This is a genomic window from Acetobacter zythi (genome assembly GCF_963921165.1).
Lineage (GTDB): Bacteria > Pseudomonadota > Alphaproteobacteria > Acetobacterales > Acetobacteraceae > Acetobacter.
In genome coordinates this window covers 24,288-42,016 of sequence record NZ_CAWUEO010000012.1, presented here as the reverse complement: position 1 = coordinate 42,016, position 17,729 = coordinate 24,288, and the positions used below count along the sequence as shown (strand labels likewise).

At 62.3% G+C, this 17,729-nt stretch carries 16 protein-coding genes; 10 read left to right on the top strand and 6 right to left on the bottom strand.

The genetic code is table 11. The features are described from left to right. Positions 1-46: 46 nt before the first annotated feature. On the bottom strand, positions 47-934 hold the full coding sequence (locus tag AABE20_RS05855) for a LysR family transcriptional regulator (protein ID WP_338332226.1): 888 nt from the start codon (positions 932-934) through the stop codon (positions 47-49). A gap of 61 nt (positions 935-995) precedes the next feature. Between AABE20_RS05855 and AABE20_RS05850 the strand changes: the two genes are divergently transcribed. From AABE20_RS05850 to AABE20_RS05835, 4 genes are all read left to right on the top strand, one after another. Further along, positions 996-1,499, top strand: a complete 504-nt coding sequence (locus AABE20_RS05850; RefSeq protein ID WP_338332225.1) for a PACE efflux transporter — start codon at positions 996-998, stop codon at positions 1,497-1,499. A gap of 146 nt (positions 1,500-1,645) precedes the next feature. Then, positions 1,646-1,882, top strand: coding sequence for a (2Fe-2S)-binding protein (locus AABE20_RS05845; protein ID WP_338332224.1), 237 nt, complete (start codon positions 1,646-1,648; stop codon positions 1,880-1,882). Positions 1,883-1,954: 72 nt separating this feature from the next. After that, on the top strand, positions 1,955-2,917 hold the full coding sequence (locus AABE20_RS05840) for an NAD(P)H-dependent glycerol-3-phosphate dehydrogenase (RefSeq protein WP_338332223.1): 963 nt from the start codon (positions 1,955-1,957) through the stop codon (positions 2,915-2,917). A gap of 219 nt (positions 2,918-3,136) precedes the next feature. Beyond that, positions 3,137-3,670 (top strand): Dps family protein, encoded by a 534-nt coding sequence (locus tag AABE20_RS05835; RefSeq protein WP_338332222.1) that lies wholly within the window; start codon positions 3,137-3,139, stop codon positions 3,668-3,670. A gap of 129 nt (positions 3,671-3,799) precedes the next feature. Here AABE20_RS05835 and AABE20_RS05830 read toward each other — a convergent pair whose 3' ends face one another. Together AABE20_RS05830 and AABE20_RS05825 are read right to left on the bottom strand one after the other, a co-directional pair. After that, complete coding sequence (locus AABE20_RS05830) at positions 3,800-5,431, bottom strand: bifunctional aspartate transaminase/aspartate 4-decarboxylase (RefSeq protein ID WP_338332221.1); 1,632 nt, start codon at positions 5,429-5,431, stop codon at positions 3,800-3,802. A 136-nt stretch (positions 5,432-5,567) separates the two neighbouring features. Then, the gene (locus tag AABE20_RS05825; protein ID WP_338332220.1) at positions 5,568-6,779 is read right to left on the bottom strand and encodes an AI-2E family transporter; all 1,212 of its coding nucleotides are present in this window, start codon (positions 6,777-6,779) and stop codon (positions 5,568-5,570) included. Between the two features lie 216 nt (positions 6,780-6,995). On the opposite strand from AABE20_RS05825, the gene AABE20_RS05820 reads away from it, so the two are divergent. Continuing rightward, a complete protein-coding gene (locus tag AABE20_RS05820) occupies positions 6,996-7,757 on the top strand; it encodes a TetR/AcrR family transcriptional regulator (protein WP_338332219.1) in 762 nt (253 codons plus the stop codon). Positions 7,758-7,810: 53 nt separating this feature from the next. On the opposite strand, the gene msrB is transcribed toward AABE20_RS05820, so the two are convergent. Continuing rightward, positions 7,811-8,218, bottom strand: a complete 408-nt coding sequence (msrB, locus tag AABE20_RS05815; protein ID WP_338332218.1) for a peptide-methionine (R)-S-oxide reductase MsrB — start codon at positions 8,216-8,218, stop codon at positions 7,811-7,813. A gap of 328 nt (positions 8,219-8,546) precedes the next feature. Here msrB and AABE20_RS05810 point away from each other — a divergent pair, with 328 nt between their 5' ends. The 4 genes from AABE20_RS05810 to AABE20_RS05795 are packed head-to-tail and all read left to right on the top strand — an operon-like array spanning position 8,547 to position 14,339. Continuing rightward, entirely contained in the window at positions 8,547-10,043 is a 1,497-nt protein-coding gene (locus tag AABE20_RS05810; RefSeq protein WP_338332217.1) for a sodium:solute symporter, read from the top strand. After that, positions 10,040-11,017 (top strand): N-acetylmuramic acid 6-phosphate etherase, encoded by a 978-nt coding sequence (locus AABE20_RS05805; protein WP_338332216.1) that lies wholly within the window; start codon positions 10,040-10,042, stop codon positions 11,015-11,017. The genes AABE20_RS05810 and AABE20_RS05805 overlap by 4 nt, the downstream gene beginning before the upstream one ends. Next, positions 11,017-12,081, top strand: a complete 1,065-nt coding sequence (locus tag AABE20_RS05800; protein WP_338332215.1) for an N-acetylglucosamine kinase — start codon at positions 11,017-11,019, stop codon at positions 12,079-12,081. Before AABE20_RS05805 ends, AABE20_RS05800 begins: the two co-directional genes overlap by 1 nt. Beyond that, positions 12,078-14,339, top strand: coding sequence for a beta-N-acetylhexosaminidase (locus AABE20_RS05795; protein ID WP_338332214.1), 2,262 nt, complete (start codon positions 12,078-12,080; stop codon positions 14,337-14,339). The genes AABE20_RS05800 and AABE20_RS05795 overlap by 4 nt, the downstream gene beginning before the upstream one ends. 31 nt (positions 14,340-14,370) lie before the next feature. Here AABE20_RS05795 and AABE20_RS05790 read toward each other — a convergent pair whose 3' ends face one another. Both AABE20_RS05790 and AABE20_RS05785 read right to left on the bottom strand, forming a co-directional pair. Then, complete coding sequence (locus AABE20_RS05790) at positions 14,371-16,068, bottom strand: Na+/H+ antiporter (RefSeq protein ID WP_338332213.1); 1,698 nt, start codon at positions 16,066-16,068, stop codon at positions 14,371-14,373. 97 nt (positions 16,069-16,165) lie between these two features. Continuing rightward, positions 16,166-16,717 carry a DUF4142 domain-containing protein gene (locus AABE20_RS05785; protein WP_338332212.1) on the bottom strand — a complete coding sequence of 184 codons (552 nt, stop codon included), beginning with the start codon at positions 16,715-16,717 and terminating at the stop codon, positions 16,166-16,168. A gap of 497 nt (positions 16,718-17,214) precedes the next feature. Between AABE20_RS05785 and AABE20_RS05780 the strand changes: the two genes are divergently transcribed. Next, positions 17,215-17,712 carry a hypothetical protein gene (locus AABE20_RS05780; RefSeq protein ID WP_338332597.1) on the top strand — a complete coding sequence of 166 codons (498 nt, stop codon included), beginning with the start codon at positions 17,215-17,217 and terminating at the stop codon, positions 17,710-17,712. The last annotated feature ends 17 nt before the right edge of the window (positions 17,713-17,729 follow it).

Here is a 17,729-nt window from a genome sequence, read left to right as displayed (position 1 = left end):
ACCTGACACAACTGCGGATCAGCCGGGCGGAACAGCCCGCTCCAGTCTAAAAATTTCCTTCTTTTTTGAAGAATCGTTGCAAAAGCCACCGTGCCGCAACCCCGTACGACCCCTTGGCGTGCCAGACCACCGCAAGGGGCACCAGACGGTCGCCTGCATCAAATTGTTGCTCAAGTACAACTATATCGGGTGCGGCGGGGGAGGCCGCCAGAACATGGTCGGACACAAAAGCCCAGCCTATGCCGTGGCGCACCAGTTCCAGAATGACCCAGTGGCTTTCCACCCACCAGACCTCGCCCGCCACGCGCAGGTAATGCCGCTCGCGCTCGCGCCCACGCGCGGCCACCAGAATCTGGCGATGGCGTTTGAGGTCCTCCCACGCCACGGGGCCACCTTGCGCCAACGGGTGGTTGCGCCCACACACCAGTTTGAGCGGCACCCGCCCAATGGTGCGGAACGCAAGTTCGGGCGGCATGCGGTGCTGCTGCCACATAACCCCAAGCTGTGCGGCGCCATCGCGCACAAGCTGGCCGACATCCTCCATGAGCGGGAACAGGATTTCCATTTCCACATGGGGGAAGGCCTGTGCAAATTCGGCAAAAACCGGGCCAAGGGCGTGTTCTGGGTACAGTTCGTCTATGGCGACAACCAGCTTGTTCTCCACCCCGCTTTCCAGCGAGCGGGCAACGCCGATCAGGTGTTCGCGCCGGTCCAGCACCACGCGGGCCTCGCGCAGCAGGCGTTCGCCATCCACACTCAGCACCGGGGTGCGCCCCGTACGCACGAACAGGACCACCCCAAGGTCCACCTCCAGATTGGCCACATGCGTGCTTATGGCCGACTGCGCACGCCCCAACGCGCGGGCCGCGGCGGAAAAAGACCCGGCATCCACCGTGGCCACAAAAGCTTCAAGCTGTTCGAGAGAAACGTTCATCCATCTGTTTTTCTGATAGGTTCCATCTTTCCTTTGCTATCAGGCGCGATAGATTGCCGCCATGTCAACTTACTCATCCACCCACCCCACGGCCCTGAACACGGCAGGGCGCCCCACACCGCAAGCCGCCCTGCCTGCGGTGCCCATGCGCTCGGGCATGGACCGCCTGCGCCATGTTCTGTTGTTCGAAGCCTTTGCGCTGGCCATAACCATTCCCTCTGGCAGCGTCCTGTTTGGCCTGCACGAATCCGCCATGGGCGTTATTGGCATTGGCAGCGCCATAACCGCCATGGTGTGGAACTACCTGTACAACATTGCCTTTGACCGGGTGATGGGCCGCCTCTACCACACCACGCGCAAGACCATGCGGGTGCGCGTGGTGCATACTCTGGTGTTCGAGGCCGGGTTGCAGCTCGCACTTGTGCCGGGCATTGCGCTGTACGCCCATGCCTCCATGGTTGCCACATTGCCGCTCTCGCTCTCGCTTGCGCTGTTTTATCTGGCCTACGCCTTTGTGTTCAACATGGCTTACGACCGGCTCTTCCCCCTTCCCCACCGGGGCTGACCCCACGCCGGGGCACGGGGCTGGGCACTGCCCTGCCCCGATCACTTTTTTGGGGAGCGGGGCACAGTCTTGTGCGGAAAGTGTTGCGACTAATTCTCATTTATGGTTGAGTAGGATTCAGACTCGCAATCTTGAGGTGCAAAGTAATGGTTGTCTGCTCCTGCAACCTACTGACTCATAAAGACGTTGAAGCCGCCGTGGCCGATGGCGCAAACCACCCGCGTGAGATTTATGCCGCGCGGGGGTGCAAGGCCCAGTGCGGCAACTGCGTTAAAGGCGTTGTGTGCCTACTGCGCGAAGCCAAGCTAAGGCACATGCAGCAGGCCGAACTGGCCGCCCATGCCGCCCGCCAGCAGGGTGTGGCGCTGGCAGCCTCCGCCTAAGCGCCAACACGTCCACCAACCCCAGCTTTACCACGCTTGCACAGTGGCCGGGCTTCTGGCACCGATGCGGATATGAGCGATCCAGTTTTTGTTTTGGGCGGAGGTGCATGGGGCACCGCACTGGCCCTGCATACCGCGCGCACCGGAGCGCCGGTGTACCTGTGGGCGCGCAACGCCCAGACCCTACCCAACGGGGCCATGCCCCGCCTGCCGGACCACCCGCTCCCCCCCACCGTTCACCCCTGCTCCACACTGCCCCACGTTGCCCCACGCTGTGTGCTGGTCGCCGTGCCTACGCAGCATTTGGCCTCCGTTCTGCCCATGCTGCCTGCTGGCATTGCCGCCATCCTGTGTTGCAAGGGCATAGAGCGCACAACACTGGCTTTTCCGCTGGATATTCTGGCGCGTGAACGCCCCGATGTGCCCGGCGCCGTGCTGTGCGGCCCCAACTTTGCCCGCGAGATTGCCGCAGGCCTGCCCGCTGCCGCCGTACTGGCCGCACAGAACGCCACGCTGGCGCAAAGCCTGAGCAGCGCGCTCTCCACCCCCCTGTTCCGCCTTTACGCCAGCACAGACTGCGTGGGGGTGCAGTTGGGAGCGGCCGCCAAAAATGTTATTGCCGTGGCCTCCGGCGTGACCATTGGCGCAGGACTGGGCGAAAACGCCCGCGCCGCCCTGATTACCCGTGGACTGGCCGAAATAACCCGGCTGGCCATAGCCCTTGGCGGGCAGGCTGCCACACTGGCGGGCCTTGCGGGGCTGGGCGACCTGCTGCTGACCTGCACCGGGGCCTCTTCTCGCAATTATCAGATGGGTCTGGCACTGGGGCAGGGTATGACAACCCACACAGCACTGAACAGCCTGCCCGGCGTGGCCGAAGGGGTTACAACAGCCGCCGCCCTGCAAGCCCTTGCCCGCGCACATGGGGTGGAAACCCCCATTACCGACTGCATTGCCGCCTTTATGGAAGGGCAGATAACACTGGAGCAGGCTACGCACAGCCTGCTCAGCCGCCCGCTTAAAAGCGAGGTGTAACCAACCCGCACACGGCATGCTCCGCACGGCACCTACGCACAGGCCGGGGTCAGGCAGAAGGCTGGCGGAATAGGGTTACGGGTTTGTCACGTTTATGTGAAAGCCGGAGTCTTTGCCCGTGCGGGGTTGCATCCGCGCACAGGCTTTCCACGTTGAGTGCAGCGGCGGAGGAACTCCCCGGTCCGCAGACTGACATTTATTGGAAAGGCTGGCATTCCCATGACCAAACCCAATGCTTCGGAACTCCACATCAAGGAATATCTTGGCACCCCCACAGACCTGAAGGCCGACAAGGTCAAGGCTGTTGCGGCTGGTCTGGCCGAGGTTCTGGCTGATGTGTTCGCCCTGTACATCAAAACCAAAAACTTCCACTGGCATATGAGTGGCCGCCACTTCCGCGACTACCACCTGCTCCTGGACGAGCAGAGCCAGCAGATTTTTGCCATGACCGACCCCATGGCCGAACGTGCGCGTAAAATTGGCGGCACAACACTCCACTCCATTGGCGAGATCAGCCGCAAGACCGCCATTTTGGATAACGATGCGCTCTACGTGACCCCCGAGGACATGCTGGCCGAACTGCGTGAAGACAACCTGACCCTGACCAAGCGCCTGCGCGCAGTGCATGACCTGTGTGATGATGCACACGATGTGGCCACAGCCAGCCTGCTGGAAAACTGGATTGACGAAACAGAGCGCCGCACATGGTTCCTGTTTGAAAGCACACGCCCGGTTTTTGGCAAAAACGACTGACGCACCTGCCCCTCACGCCCCCCAAGGTGGGGCAGAGGGGCCTGAACTGGCACGCTGGAGCAGGGTTATCCCTGCCCCGGCCCAGACTGCTCCGGCTTGCGCCGCCCTTGATCCTGACCGCCCCCGGCCTTAGTGCGCCAAAGGAGCGGGGGCCTCGGCCTTAATCCCTTTTTCCGTGCAGTAACGCGCGTAATATTCATCCGCCATGCGCCGCAGGGCGGTGCCTATGGCTGCGTACTGGTATTCGTTCAGATTAGCGAGCGAGGCACGGGCCGAAGGGCGTTTGACAGCAAACCCATCTCCGGGCAGCAGTACAACGCCTGTTTCCTCCGCAATGCGGAACAGGATGGTCTGGTAATCGACCTTGGTGATCAGCCAGCGGGCAAAGCGGCGGCCATAAAGCTGGGTCACCACGTTGGACAGGTCGATGAGCGTATAATAATGGGTGCTGCCCTCATCCTCCGGCGCTTTTACGCCAAGGTCGCGGTACAGGGCCAGTTCGCGCCGGTGCAGCAGGCGTTTGAGCGCGGATTTATAGGCATCGCGCCCATCCATAAGCGCAAAGAGTGCGAACAGCACCATCTGCACCTGCTGTGGGGTGGACAGGCCCGCCGTGTGGTTAAGGGCCACGGTGCGGCTGTCGGCAACCAGCCGGTCAATAAACTTCAGAGCGCGCACATCAGGCGTCAGGGAGGCGTAACGCCTGTCCAGTTCCTGCTTTTCGGCATCGGGCAGAGCGGCCAGTGCGCGGTCCAGCACGTTGTTCTGGTGCATGGCCACAACCCCAAGCCGCCAGCCGGTGGAGCCAAAATACTTGGAGAACGAATAGACCAGCACCGTATTGTGCGGGCAAATGGCGTAAATGGAGCGGAAGTCATCGGCAAAGGTGCCGTACACATCGTCGGTGACAATAATCAGATCGGGGCGTTTTTTAACAATTTCGGCAATACGGGCCAGCCCCGCATCACTCATACGCACCGATGGCGGGTTGCTGGGATTGACCACCAGAAAAATTTTAACCGCAGGGTCAAGCAGCTTGTCCAGCTCCTCCGGCGGGTACTGCCACCCGGCTTCGGGGTCTGCGTTAATGGCCACTTCCTGCAACTGGTAGTCCCGCAGTTCGGGAATTTCCACGTAGGGGGTAAAGACCGGCATGCCAATGGCGGCCTTATCCCCCGGGCGGATCAGCCCGTTCTGGCGCAGGGAGGCAAAAATATAGCTGATGGCCGCAGTCCCCCCTTCCAGCGCAAACAGGTCTGTTGTGCCCTCGGCCATGGTGCCGCCTGCCATTTCGTGCAGCAGGTAGTGGCGGACCACTTTTTCCGCGTAGCGCAGCATGCGTGGAGGGGTTGGGTAGTCACACCCCAGAATGCCCGCTGTTGCCTCCAGCAAAAACGCATCGGCTGGCAGGCCCATCTGGTCGCGCACATAGGATAAGGCGCGGCGCAGGAACGCAATGCCGGGCACATCCTTGTTGGCAACCAGAAAAGCCTCAAACCGTGCCTCTATGCCTTCGCGCCGGGGCAGGCCACCCACGCCCTCCGCCATGTAGGAGAATGTGAGGGCGGAATCGGCTGCGGCAAACATGCCAAGCTGAAAAAAGCCCTGCCGGGGCAAGGTCGCCAGAAAGTTGGGGTTGCCCCGCCCTGCATCCAGCATGGCCCGTTGCGCCCGCCCCGAGGCCAGCCGGATAAGCTGGTCCTTGAGTTCAAACGGGCTGAGGTGCCGGTATTTCTGAAAATCGTCGGCTGGGCTGGACATCCCGTGCTTCCTTCAAGCGGATATTCTTGTTGTGTGGAATGTGCATGCACACAAGCGGGAAAACCACCCCCAAAAACGCAGATCGCGCCTGTTTTGTCCTGTTTTTTACGCTTTTATGCCAAAATGCTAGGTTGGGTCAGACCTGTTCGTCCTCTGGCAGGGGGGCGGTCAGGTGGTCGATCACCGCCAGCAGCACGGCGGTAATGGGCGAGGCAAAGGCAAAACCCCACATCCCCAGAAAAGCGCCAAAAATGGTCTGGGACAAAATGGTCAGGGCGGGCGGCATGCTCACCGCCCTTTTTTGAATGAAGGGAGACATGACATACCCCTCAAACGCCTGAATAAAGGCATACAGCCCCGCCACCATAAGCGCCTCACGCGGGCTGATGGACAGCGCGATCAGCAAAGCAGGCACCGCCCCAATGAACGTGCCCAGATAGGGAATAAAATTGGCCGTACCCGCAACCAGCCCCAACGGAAAAGCCAGCGGCATGCCCAGCAGGGACAGGCCAACCCATGTGAGCACGCCCACCACGGTCATATCCAGCAACTGCCCCGCAACCCAGGCAGACAGCACATGGGCCGTGGTGCGAATTAACTCGCGCGCGGTGCCACGGTAGCGCGTGGGCACAAGCCGCAGCAGACCATTGGCATACAGGTGGGGGGAGAGCGCAAAATACACTCCCGCAATCACAATAACCACCAACGTACCCGCCGAGCCAAAGGTGGAGGTCAGCACGTTGGTCATGGACCCGGCAAAGTCCATGCCGCCCCCGGCCCCTTCCGAGCCAAGGGGGCCGGATGTCTGGTTACCGCCAAAAAAGCGGGGCATGTGGTTCAGCACCGAATGCCCGACCGGATTCCTGTCCAGTGCGGCATGCAGGGCGTCGCGCTCATGGGTCAGGGCCGCATACAGGTGGGATAGCTGGGTTACCAGTTCCGGGCCGGACACATGCACAACAACCGACACACCCCCAACAAGGGCGGCAAGGAACAGCACCACCGCCACCCATTGCCGCACGGGCAGCACCCGGCAGATCAGCCGCGCCGCCCCATGCAGGACCACGGCAACAAGGGCTGCGGCAAACACAACCATAACCACAGCACCGCCAGCGTAAATGAACAGCCCCACGCACAGCGCCGCCACCACAGCCACGGAAAGCTGGTAAAACCGCCGCAAAATACGCTCCAGCTTTTGCACGCCAAAGGCCAGAACGGCTATTTGCTCAGCACTGGCAGTGCTCCGGGCATCCGGGCCTGTGGGGGGCGTAGGCTCCGGGCGCGCACTGGTCTGGTCCGCCTGATTGGAGCTGTGAGGGTCTTTGCCCTCAAACGTCTGCTGTTCCACTGGGGTTATTTCCTGACATGATCGCGCGCCACATGGTATGGGTGTTTTGTGTGTGGCGGAAAAGAGCCGCCGCAACACCCCCTTTTTCTTGCAACACATTCTTGCGCTGCACGGAAAGACCTCGAAATAAAAACACGACACGGGTATAAAACGGCCACATTGCAGATGTGTTACCATACCCCCACCCAGCACCTGCTAACACAAAGCGGATAATCGTTGTCTAAGCCCCCTGCCCCCCGTTCGCCCAAAGGGTACCTGAGCAAGGCCCTTACCTTTGCCGCTCGTCCGCTGGACATGGCAAACCCCTGCCTGCAGGGGCGCAAGCGGCGCTGTGGGCGGCCCACAACCGATGTAACGGAAGATCTGGACCAGTATCTGCTGGAAATAGCGGCAGGTCTGTTTGTGCGGCATGGCTATGCGGGCACGTCCATAGACCAGATCGCCCGCAAGGCCTGTGCGAGCAAACAGACAATCTACCGGCGCTACCCCTCCAAGGAGGCGCTGTTTATTGCAGTTGTGACCAACCTGACCGGCTCTGTTCTGCGGGCTATGGAACAGACCCCCCTGACCAACCCGCTGGAGGAGCTGCGCCACATCAGCCGTCTGATGCTGGACCTGACCCTGCGGCCAGATGCACTGGGCACTTACCGGATTCTTATAGCCGACGGGCACCGCCACCCCTCCTTGCAGCAGCAGGCGGTGGCAGCCATTGGTCAGCCTTTTCATAACAATTTTGTCCGCCTGCTCAAGGCGGCGGAGCAGAAGGGGCAGATCAACCCCGGCCATGCAACGGACACAACCGCCCGCCTGCTGACCGGCATGGTCACCGGCTGGCCGATGGAAGACAGCCTGTTCGGCCTTGACCCGCTTAAAACCGAAAAAGAACGCGATGCGTTTTTTAACGAAGCATGGTCTTTTTTCCTGACCGCCGTAGGGGGCAGGCAAATGGCCCCCGCGCCGCAGGGCGTGCAGGCCTGAGCGCTCATGCGGTTCGCCCCCCGCCGCCTATATGGCAGGGGGGGCTGGTCGGTTCAGGTTTTGTCTGGTGTGGCGGGTCTAAAGTCCAGCGCAAGGCCGTTCATGCAATAGCGCAAACCTGTGGGCGGTGGACCATCGTTAAAAACATGGCCCAGATGGCCCTCGCACTGCGCGCAGTGGGCCTCCTCGCGCACCATGCCGTGGCTTGTGTCCCGCCGGGTGGCAACACCGCCGGGTTCGGCCGCCCAAAAGGATGGCCACCCGCTCCCGCTCTCATACTTGGTGGTGGAGCGGAACAGCAGCGTGCCGCACGCCGCACAATGGTATGCGCCTTGGCGTTTTTCGTCATTCAAGGGGCTGGAGCCGGGGTACTCCGTGCCATGGCCCAGCAGGATCTGCTCCTGCTCGGGGGTCAGGGGGGCGCGGGGGCCACACCCGCCAGAAGTGCAACTGCTGGTCATAACGGTTCCTTGTGCTGGCGTGGGTCGGTCACGGGCGCCGGCCAGTCCGCCCGGACCGGGGCAACTCTTCCGTAGCAGGTTACCGCCTGCCCGCCCCCTGCGCCAAGCCCCCTGTTTTTCACACCCAGGGGAGTAAGCACACCAGCAGGCTGGCAAAGCAGATAGAGGGTTGATACCCCCGCACGCTGTTCCTAAAGTTTGTGCCACGCCCTACCAGCCACCACCCCGGCCAGTCCGCCATGGGGCGTGGCCCACGTGGTATGGCCCCGCCCGGTCTGCCCTTTGTATTTTTTACACCGCCCCCATACGGTATGAACAGGACCACGCCATGCCCCTTACCGACCTGCTGGTCATGCTGGCCTATCTGGCGGCCATGCCGGTTGTGGCCCTTGTGCTGGCAGGCCGTCAGGCCTCCCCCGCAGCCTATCTGGAGGGGCATAAGGACCTGCCGTGGTGGGCGCTGTGCCTCTCGCTCGTGGCAACGGAAACCTCCACCCTGACCGTTATCAGCGTACCGGGCATTGCCTACGGGTCGGGCATGGTTTTTGTCGGGCTGGCTCTGGGCTACCTTGTGGGCCGCGCCATTGTGGCATGGTGGTTCCTGCCCCTGTACCAGCAGGGGCATATGCTCAGCGCGTATGACTGGCTTGGCCAACGCTTTGGAGCGCCCATGCAACGGCTGGCATCGGGCACATTCCTGATCACCCGCTTACTGGCCGAAGCCGTGCGCCTGTTTGCGGGCATGCTGCCCCTTGCGACCATGCTGGCGGTCCTGCATGTGCACATTCCCCAGCCCGTGCTGCTGGGGGCCATTATGCTGCTGACTTTGTTTTACACTGTATGTGGCGGCCTGCGCGCCGTGGTCTGGTCGGACAGTCTTCAGTTCGGGCTGTATCTGTTTGGGGCTATGGCGTGTGTGGCCCTGCTCTGGCATGGCGCGCCCGCTGGCACGTGGCACACGCTGCAACAGGCCGGGCGGCTGCACCTGTTTGCCCATAACGCCTTTGTGCTCAACAGCCCCTTTACCCCCCTTGCCGCCATTGGCGGGGGGGCTTTGCTGTCAGTCGCATCGCACGGAACCGACCAGCTTATGGTCCAGCGCGTGCTGGCCGCCCGCTGCCTGCGTGACGCCCGGCTGGCCCTTATGGGCAGCGCGCTTGGAGTGGGTGTGCTGTTTGCCCTGCTCAGCCTGACCGGGGTTCTGCTCTGGGTGCATAACGGCGGGCAAACGCTTGCGCAGGCAGGCTTTGCCAGCCCGGATGCCATTTTTCCCGCCTATATTGTGCATGACCTGCCACCGGGCCTGCGCGGGCTTATGCTGGCAGGGATTCTGGCGGCCACCATGGGGTCACTCTCGGCCACACTTTCGGCCATGACGGCGGCCAGCATGGGCGATTTTGCCCCCCTATGCGCACGGGCCGCCCGCACCCTGCGCTGCTCCACACTGGGGTTTGCCCGGCTGGTAACCGTGGCATGGGCCTGCGCGCTGGTGGGCTGTGCCGGGCTATTTGCCCATTCCAGCCAGTCTGCCATTATGCTGGGTCTGTCCATTGCCGCATGCGGGTATGGCCCCATGCTGGGCACGTTTGTTGCAGGCATGGCCATGCCCCGCGCCACGGCCCGCACACTGGCCCCGGCCTTTGCACTCAGCGTGCCCCTTATGGTGTGGGCCATGCTGGCCTTGCACCCCAACGGGCATGCCCTCGCCTTCCCCTGGCTGATCGTACTGGGCATGGTTGCCCTGTTCGGACTGGCGGGGTTGCTCCATATCATGCACGTTAGCCAGCCCCCCCTGCCCACCCGTAACCGGAGGCCAAGACCATGACCACACAACAAAGCCCACACCAGCCCCCCCGCACGGAAATGCAGGACCCACGTTATGACGGGCTGGACACATGGCCCACCAGTACGGTGCTGGAAAGTCTGCTGGAAAGCCAGCTTGCCGCAACTGCCGCCGTTAAATCCGCACTGGTGGACATGGAGGCCGCCATTGCGCAGGCTGTCCCCCGGCTGGAGCGGGGCGGACGCCTGTTTTACGTAGGGGCGGGCACATCTGGCCGGATTGGTTTGCAGGACGGGGTGGAGCTGATCCCCACCTATGGCTGGCCCTCCGAAAAACTGGTGCTGCTTCTGGCTGGGGGAGAGGCCGCCCTGTTCAGCCCCGTTGAAGGTGCGGAGGATGATGAGGACGAAGCCCAGCGCGCCATAACCCGCCACACCCCCACCGCGGATGATGTGGTGATCGGCATTGCCGCAAGCGGAAACACCCCCTACACCTGCGCAGCCCTTGCCAGCGCGCGCTTTTGTGGCAGCCTGACCATTGGCCTGTCCTGTACCCCCAACTCCCGCCTGCTGGCGGAAACGGACATAGGCATCCTGACCGAAACAGGGCCAGAAGTGGTCGCGGGGTCTACACGTATGAAGGCGGGCACGGCACAGAAAATCTGCCTCAACCTGCTCTCCACCACCCTTATGATCCGCCTTGGCCACACATGGCGGGGGCATATGGTGGACATGCGTATTGTTAACGCCAAGCTGGTGCACCGCGCCCTGCGCATGATTACCCAACTGACCGACTGCTCGGACGAGCAGGCTCAGGCTGCGCTGCTCAAGGCGGATGGCTCCATCAAACTGGCCATATTGCTACGGCAGGGGCTGGAGCCAGCACAGGGGCGCATGCTGCTCCGCCTGTGCGACGGGCATTTGCGCCGCGCGCTGGAACTGCTGGCCGTACAGGCCGCACGCGGCGTTGGCCCCGCCATGCAAAACCAGACCCAGCCTGAACCCACCGTGTTCTAATGCCCCGGACACAAACCATTCTGGCGCTCGATGGCGGGGGCACCCACACACGGGTCGCCCTGATTACCCGCCAGGATGCCCGCGTGCTGGCCCACACCACCGGCCCCGGCTGCAACCCCTATGACCGGGCGGAATGGGCCAGTAACCTGCATACCCTGCTGCGCGCCCTCCCCCATACCGGCCTGTGCGCCGCCGTGCTGGGCATGGCCGGGTATGATGCGGCACGCCCCTCCTCCCACCAGCAAAGGGACGTGGCCCGCGCAGCCCTTGGGCCAGACATACCGCTGGAACTGGAAAACGATGTGCAGACCGCCCACCGTGGGGCCTTTGCCGGGGGCAAGGGTGTTTTTGTGCTGGCAGGCACCGGCTCGGTCGCACAGGCCCGCGCGCAGGACGGCCGCACAACCCGCGCAGGCGGCTGGGGCTGGCTGTTTGGTGATGAAGGGGGGGGCTACTGGATAGGCTGCCGCGCCCTGAACCACGCAGCCCGCTTTCTGGACAACCCGGACGTTGCCTTTGCCCCCTTTGCCCAGGCCGTGCTGCACGCGCTGGACCTGCCCACCCAAGGGGCCTACGCCCCGGACGCCCTGCGCGAATGGCTGCGCACGCGCGAACACCCACGCTCCGCCGTGGGAGATGTGGCAACAACTGTTCATGCTCTGGCTGTAGCCCACGACCCACATGCCATAGCCCTGCTGCACGCGGCGGGCACCCATCTGGCCGAACTGGCACGTACGGCCAGCCACGGCCTTGGCACTGGCACTGGCACTGGCACTGGCACTGGCACTGGCACTGGCACTGGCACTGGCACTGGCGCAACACCCACGCCTACATCTGTCCAGCCCATGCCTGACCTACCGTGGAGCTATGGCGGCAGTGTTATGAACAGCCCGGTTGTGCAGGCCCGCGTGGCCGCAATGTTGGGCCAGCCTGCAATGCCCCCCATTCTGCCCCCGCTGGGCGGGGCCGCCCTGCGCGCCGCCCAACTGGCTGGCTGGGCGGTGGACACAGCGTGGGCGCAGGCTCTTTCCCTCACACTCCCGGCGCAAAAAATACAGCCATGACCACAGCATTTTTCAAACACATATCAACCAGAACCCTGCTCCTGTGTGGCCTTGCCCTGCTGGGAGCCACCCCCTGCACAACAGCATGGGCGCAGGAAGGAGCAGAAACGCACACAACCGACCTGCCCCCCGCCTTTGTGCGCAACATGGTGCGCCCGCCGCTGGTTATGCCCGCCCCGGCTGTTTTACAAACATCGGGGGCGGCCTTTGCCCTCCCCCAAAGCCTGAGTGTGCGCTGGGATAGCCCGCCCACCCCACTTTTGCTGCGCGCGCTGGAGCGGCTGCGCATCCGGCTTGGCATACTGGCTGGCAGGCCCATAAACTTTACACAGCCCCCGCCCCAGCAGGGCGCGTTCGTGCTGAACATCCGCACGGCAAAGGACCCCGCATTCCCCGGCCCGGCCATGCGGGAAGGCTATACGCTGGACGTGGCCCCCACCGGCATAACCCTGACCACCCAAGGCCCGGCAGGTGTGCTGCATGGCCTGACCAGCCTGAGCCAGCTTGTACGGCAAGAACGGGATGGCCCGGTACTGGCGCAGGCCCATATTGAGGACACCCCCCGCTTTGCATGGCGGGGGCTTATGCTGGACACCAGCAGGCACTTCATGCCGCTGCCCGACCTGCTACGCCAGTTGGACGCCATGGAAATGCTCAAGCTGAACGTGCTGCATATTCACCTCTCCGATGGTGCGGCCTTCAGGGTGGAAAGCAAAGCCTTCCCCCGCCTGCATACCATTGGCAGCCACGGCCAGTATTACACGCAGGAACAGATCCGCCAGCTTGTGCGCGAGGCCACGGACCGGGGCATCCGTGTGGTGCCCGAGTTTGATACGCCGGGCCACAGCTACGCCATGCTGCTGGCCTACCCCCGCTACGCCGCCAACGCCCCGCTCAACACCACCGACCGGGCAGAAATCAACCGCGCGGCACTCGACCCCACAAACCCCGCAACACTGGGCTTTGTAAACGCCGTATATGCCGAAATGGCCGCCCTGTTCCCCGACCCGGTCTTCCATATTGGCGGGGATGAGGTCGTGGCCAGACAATGGGCGCAGTCCCCCCATATTGCAGCGTATATGAAGCAGCACCACGTGGCCTCTGTTGCGGCCTTGCAGGCGGACTACACCCGCCACGTAGCCCACGCCCTGCGCCTGCGGGGCAAAACCGTCATGGGCTGGGATGAAGTGCAGGAAGCCGACATTCCGCCTGACACCATTATAGAAAGCTGGCGTGGCCCCGCTCACACCGCACAGGCCACAGCGGCAGGCCACGATACGGTTATTTCCGGCCCGTATTATCTGGACCGCCTGCTCCCCGCGCTTGCCTATTACACCACAGACCCGCTGGACATGCGCAAGGATGCGGCAGAAGCGCGGGCCGCAGCACAAACCACCGGCCCCACCCCACCCGATGCACCACCCCCACCCGCCAGCACGGACAAACCAGAGGACGCCCCCCCCCCACCCCTGACGGATGCCCAAAAAAACCACGTACTGGGGGCCGAGACCGCCCTATGGGCCGAGGTTGTCTCCCCCGATATGCTGGATGCACGGGTGTGGCCACGGGCTGCGGCACTGGCCGAGCGGTTCTGGTCCGCACCAGAGCGGTGCAATGCCACAACCCTGTACCCCAGACTGGCCATTATGGCCGACCGGCTGGACCTTTTGGGCCTGCAAGCCCGCGCCAACACCCAACGCATGCTCGAACGGCTGGCGCCGGGGGAAACAGAAGCCGCAAGTGTGCTGCTTCAGGCTGTCTCCCCCGTGCGGAACTACGCGCATAATCATGAATTTTTGCAAATCCGGCACAAACAGACTGCCACGTTGCAACAGTTGGGCACCCCGGCCGACATAGCCAGCCCCGACAGCTTTGATGCCGAAACCTTTAATGCGGAGGCGCAGGCTTTTATTGCCGGTCATACCGAACTGCGCCATGACCTTGAAACCATGCTGACCCGCTGGGCCAATAACGACAGCGCATTTGCCCAAGCCGCAGCCCATAACGCGGGGCTAACCCCGGCCCTGCCAGCCTCCGCCCAACTGGCCCGGCTGGCGCGCGCTGGTCTGGCTGCCCTGGGGGAAGGCCATACCCTGAACTGGCGCGAAAACGCACGCACGGCTCTGGCTGACGCCAAAAAGGATATTGCGGCCTCGGCCAGCATTCATGTGGTCACCAACACCCCCCAACCCGCAGGCGACCTGATCCAGCGGATTGTGCCGGGGGTGGAGGTGCTACTGGATCAGGCCATACCGTAAGGGGTATGCGGGGTCTGGGGTTCCCCCTCCCTCAGACCTCGCGCGGGAGGCGCTGGGCGAGGGCGTGAATAACCTCTTCCTCGTAATCCAGCTCTTCCTGCAATTTCCACTCCGTCTGGTCATTAATGTCCTGCTGGGCGACCAGTTCACGCATGGTCTGGCGCTCCGCGCGCAGGATTTGCAGGCGCAGGGCCAGTTCCATGCGGGAATGCCTTATGGCGTTCCGCCGGTCCGCCTGCGTAATGCGCGGTGTTGCATCCTCCTGCTCCAGACGGCTCTGGTAGAGCTTGGTCAGGCGGTCGATCACCTCCAGCCGGGCGGCCTCCAGTGCGGCCTTGTCCTCCTCGGTTTCGGGCGGGGTTTCTATGGCGGGCACGGTTTCGGCCTTGTGCAGCAGGTCCAGCGCCGCGCGCAGCAGCTTCTGGCGGGCCATGTTTTCCTCCTGCGCACTTTTATCCACCAATTCGGCGGGAATGAACTTCAGGCACAAAGGAATAATCACGCTGGCCACAAGCAGGGAGAGAATAATAACCCCTGCCGCAATCACCACCACAGGCTCACGCGTGGGGAAGGACATGGTGCCATCCTCCCCCGTAGGCAGGGACAGCACGGCCGCCAGCGTGACCGCGCCGCGCACACCCGCAAAGGTTAGCAGCAGGCTGGCGGCAAGCCCCGTAGGGTCAAACGGTACGTGGTTGATCCGCGCAGAAGCCCAGCGGCAGGCAATGGACAGCCAAATCCCCACAAAGCGCATGACCAGCATAATGCCGTAAATTTCCACCACCAGCAGACCAAGCCGCCACATGCCCACATGCCGCGCCAGCACCAGACTATGCGCACTTTGCAGCAGGCTGGGCAGTTGCAGCCCCAAAAACAGGAAGATCAGCGCATTAAAAACATAGCTGACCATGGTCCATACCGTGGTCGATTGCAGGCGCGTGGTGGTGGAGGCATCCTCGATAATGCCCGAGAGCTTGACCACCATGCAGCCCGCAACAGCGGCCAGAATGCCCGAGCACCCCACGGCTTCGGCCAGAGCGTACATCAAGAATGGCAGCAAAAGCACCAGCACGATCTGGGACTGTGTTTCGTCATACCCGGAGCGGGTGAGCATTTTGTTCAGGCGCGCGGCAACCCACGCCACCACGGCGCCAATGGCCAGCCCCCCGCACGCCACCAGCATAAATGTGCCAAAGGCCTGCTGGTAGGAGAACTCGCCGGTCAGTGCATCGGCCATGGCAAAGCGGAAGCAGACAAGGCCCGATGCATCATTAAACAATGCCTCGCCCGATAAAAGCTGCAACAGCCTTGTGGGAACACGCCTGCCCTTGATCAGGCTGGACACGGCAACCGTATCGGTGGGGGAAAGGGCCGCGGCCAGCGTAAAGCAGACCGGCAGGGTTAAAACTGGCAGAATCCAGTGAATGGCATAGCCGCACAACAAGGTGCTGAGCACCACCAGCCCAAAAGCCAAAAACAGGATTGGCCCGCGCAACTGCCCAAATTCGCGCAGCGGCATACGAAAGGCATCTGCAAACAACAGGGGGGGCAGAAACACGAACATGAACAGTTCGGGGTGCAGGCGCACATTCATGCCCGCAAGCCCGGCCCCCACGCCCAGCGCAATCAGAATAACAGGTTGCGGCACCTTCTGGCGGAACCGCAGGGTGAGCAGGCTGCTGACGGCGGTCAGCAGGAGCAGCAGCAGAATGATTTCGATTGTCAGCATGGTGCATGCCCTTTGCGGGGCTTCATGTTTTTGTGCAAGCAATTATCAGCCTGGAGCCGCATAAAGGGCCACCCGCGTCTGGCGCGCACCACTGGGCTTAGCGCATAACGGCCTGATAATCGGCCAATCTGGTCTGCACGTCCCGCGCGATTGTGACCAGATCAGGATTTTTGGATGTGGCGATCAGGCTGGCAAGCACCGGCCTGATTTGGGCATGCGCGGCTGCAAAGTAACGGATATAGCGTTTGTCAAACGCCGCACCCTGCCTGTGTTGCAAACGCTCGATCTGTTTTTGCTCGGCTGGTAGGGGCTGGGCTGGCAGGGTCAGGGTATGGGCGGCGGCAACCTTGGCCAGCCGGGCCTGTATGGCGGTCAGGTCCTTGGCTATGGTTTCACCCAGCACGGCAATATCGCTCCGCGCGGCATGGGTTCTGGCGGTGTTGCCTGCGGCAATCTGGGTCAGATCCAAGGCATTGAGCTTTTGTACAAACACGGCATCCGCCGCACTGAACGGGGCAGGTTTTGCCAATGCAGGCAGGGGCGGAGCGGCTGGCTGTTCGGGCGTAATGTAGGCGCACCCACCCAACCCGACCAGCATGAGCATAAAGGGAGAGAGCGCACGCGCCTTATGGCGGAACAAAAACGACATAACCGGCAGTTCTCCCTAACAGGGGCCAAAAGCGGTGTGGCAGGCACACCCAATATGAAAAACAGCGTTTGCAACAGACAAACAGGCAGACAACGCTTGTAATTTTTACAACCCAAACAGATGTCATACCCATATGGGCACATACGCTATGATGAAAGCATATAACACGGAAGGCAAGACCGGGATGGACGCATTTATTTGCCACAACCGCGCAGGGCTGATCTGGAGCATGGCCAATTTATAATAGCGGCAACCACGCACTTTACTGGTTAGGATATATTTTACACTTGGTTTGCGCCTTGCATCCTGCGCACAGAACACAGTAGGCTTAGAGCACAAGCTATGCCGTGCGGGGGCATGCGCCAAGTCTGGCTGTTGGGATATTCCGTTATATGACCTGTCGTCTTTTTAGCATCCTTGCCCTTTCCTCCCTCTCTCTGGGGTTAAGCGGATGCGGCTATTTTGACTCGCGCGCAGCACACAAGGCGCAGGTCACCATGATCGGCATGACATCATACGACCTGCAGGCCTGCGCCGGTCTGCCGTCCGCCACCAAACAACTGAACGATACCACCCAGATTTTTGTCTATAACGGCACACAACCGCAGCCCAGCTACGGAGGCTCCACGCTTATTCCCATTGGGGATATTATGACAACCGTAGGCCAGCTTGGCGGCGGTGGGGGCACCACCTGTTCTGCCGTCATTCGGCTCGACCACGACCGGGTGGCCGATGTACACTACACCGGCAACAATGATGAACTGATTGGCACGGACGGGATATGCTCCATTATTACCCGTGGCTGCTCCCGCCAGCCTGAAGGCACAATGAACAAAAACACCGGCAGCCTGCTGTTTGGCCCGGTTTCCGCCTTCCATGAACCCAAAGGCGCCAACCAGTCGCCCGGCTCCACCTATTCCTCCCAGTCTGGCACGGTCCAGCTTAACCCGGACCCCAACTCCACCAACCCGGTTATTATCCCCCGTCTGCCATAGACGCACCCGCACCCGCG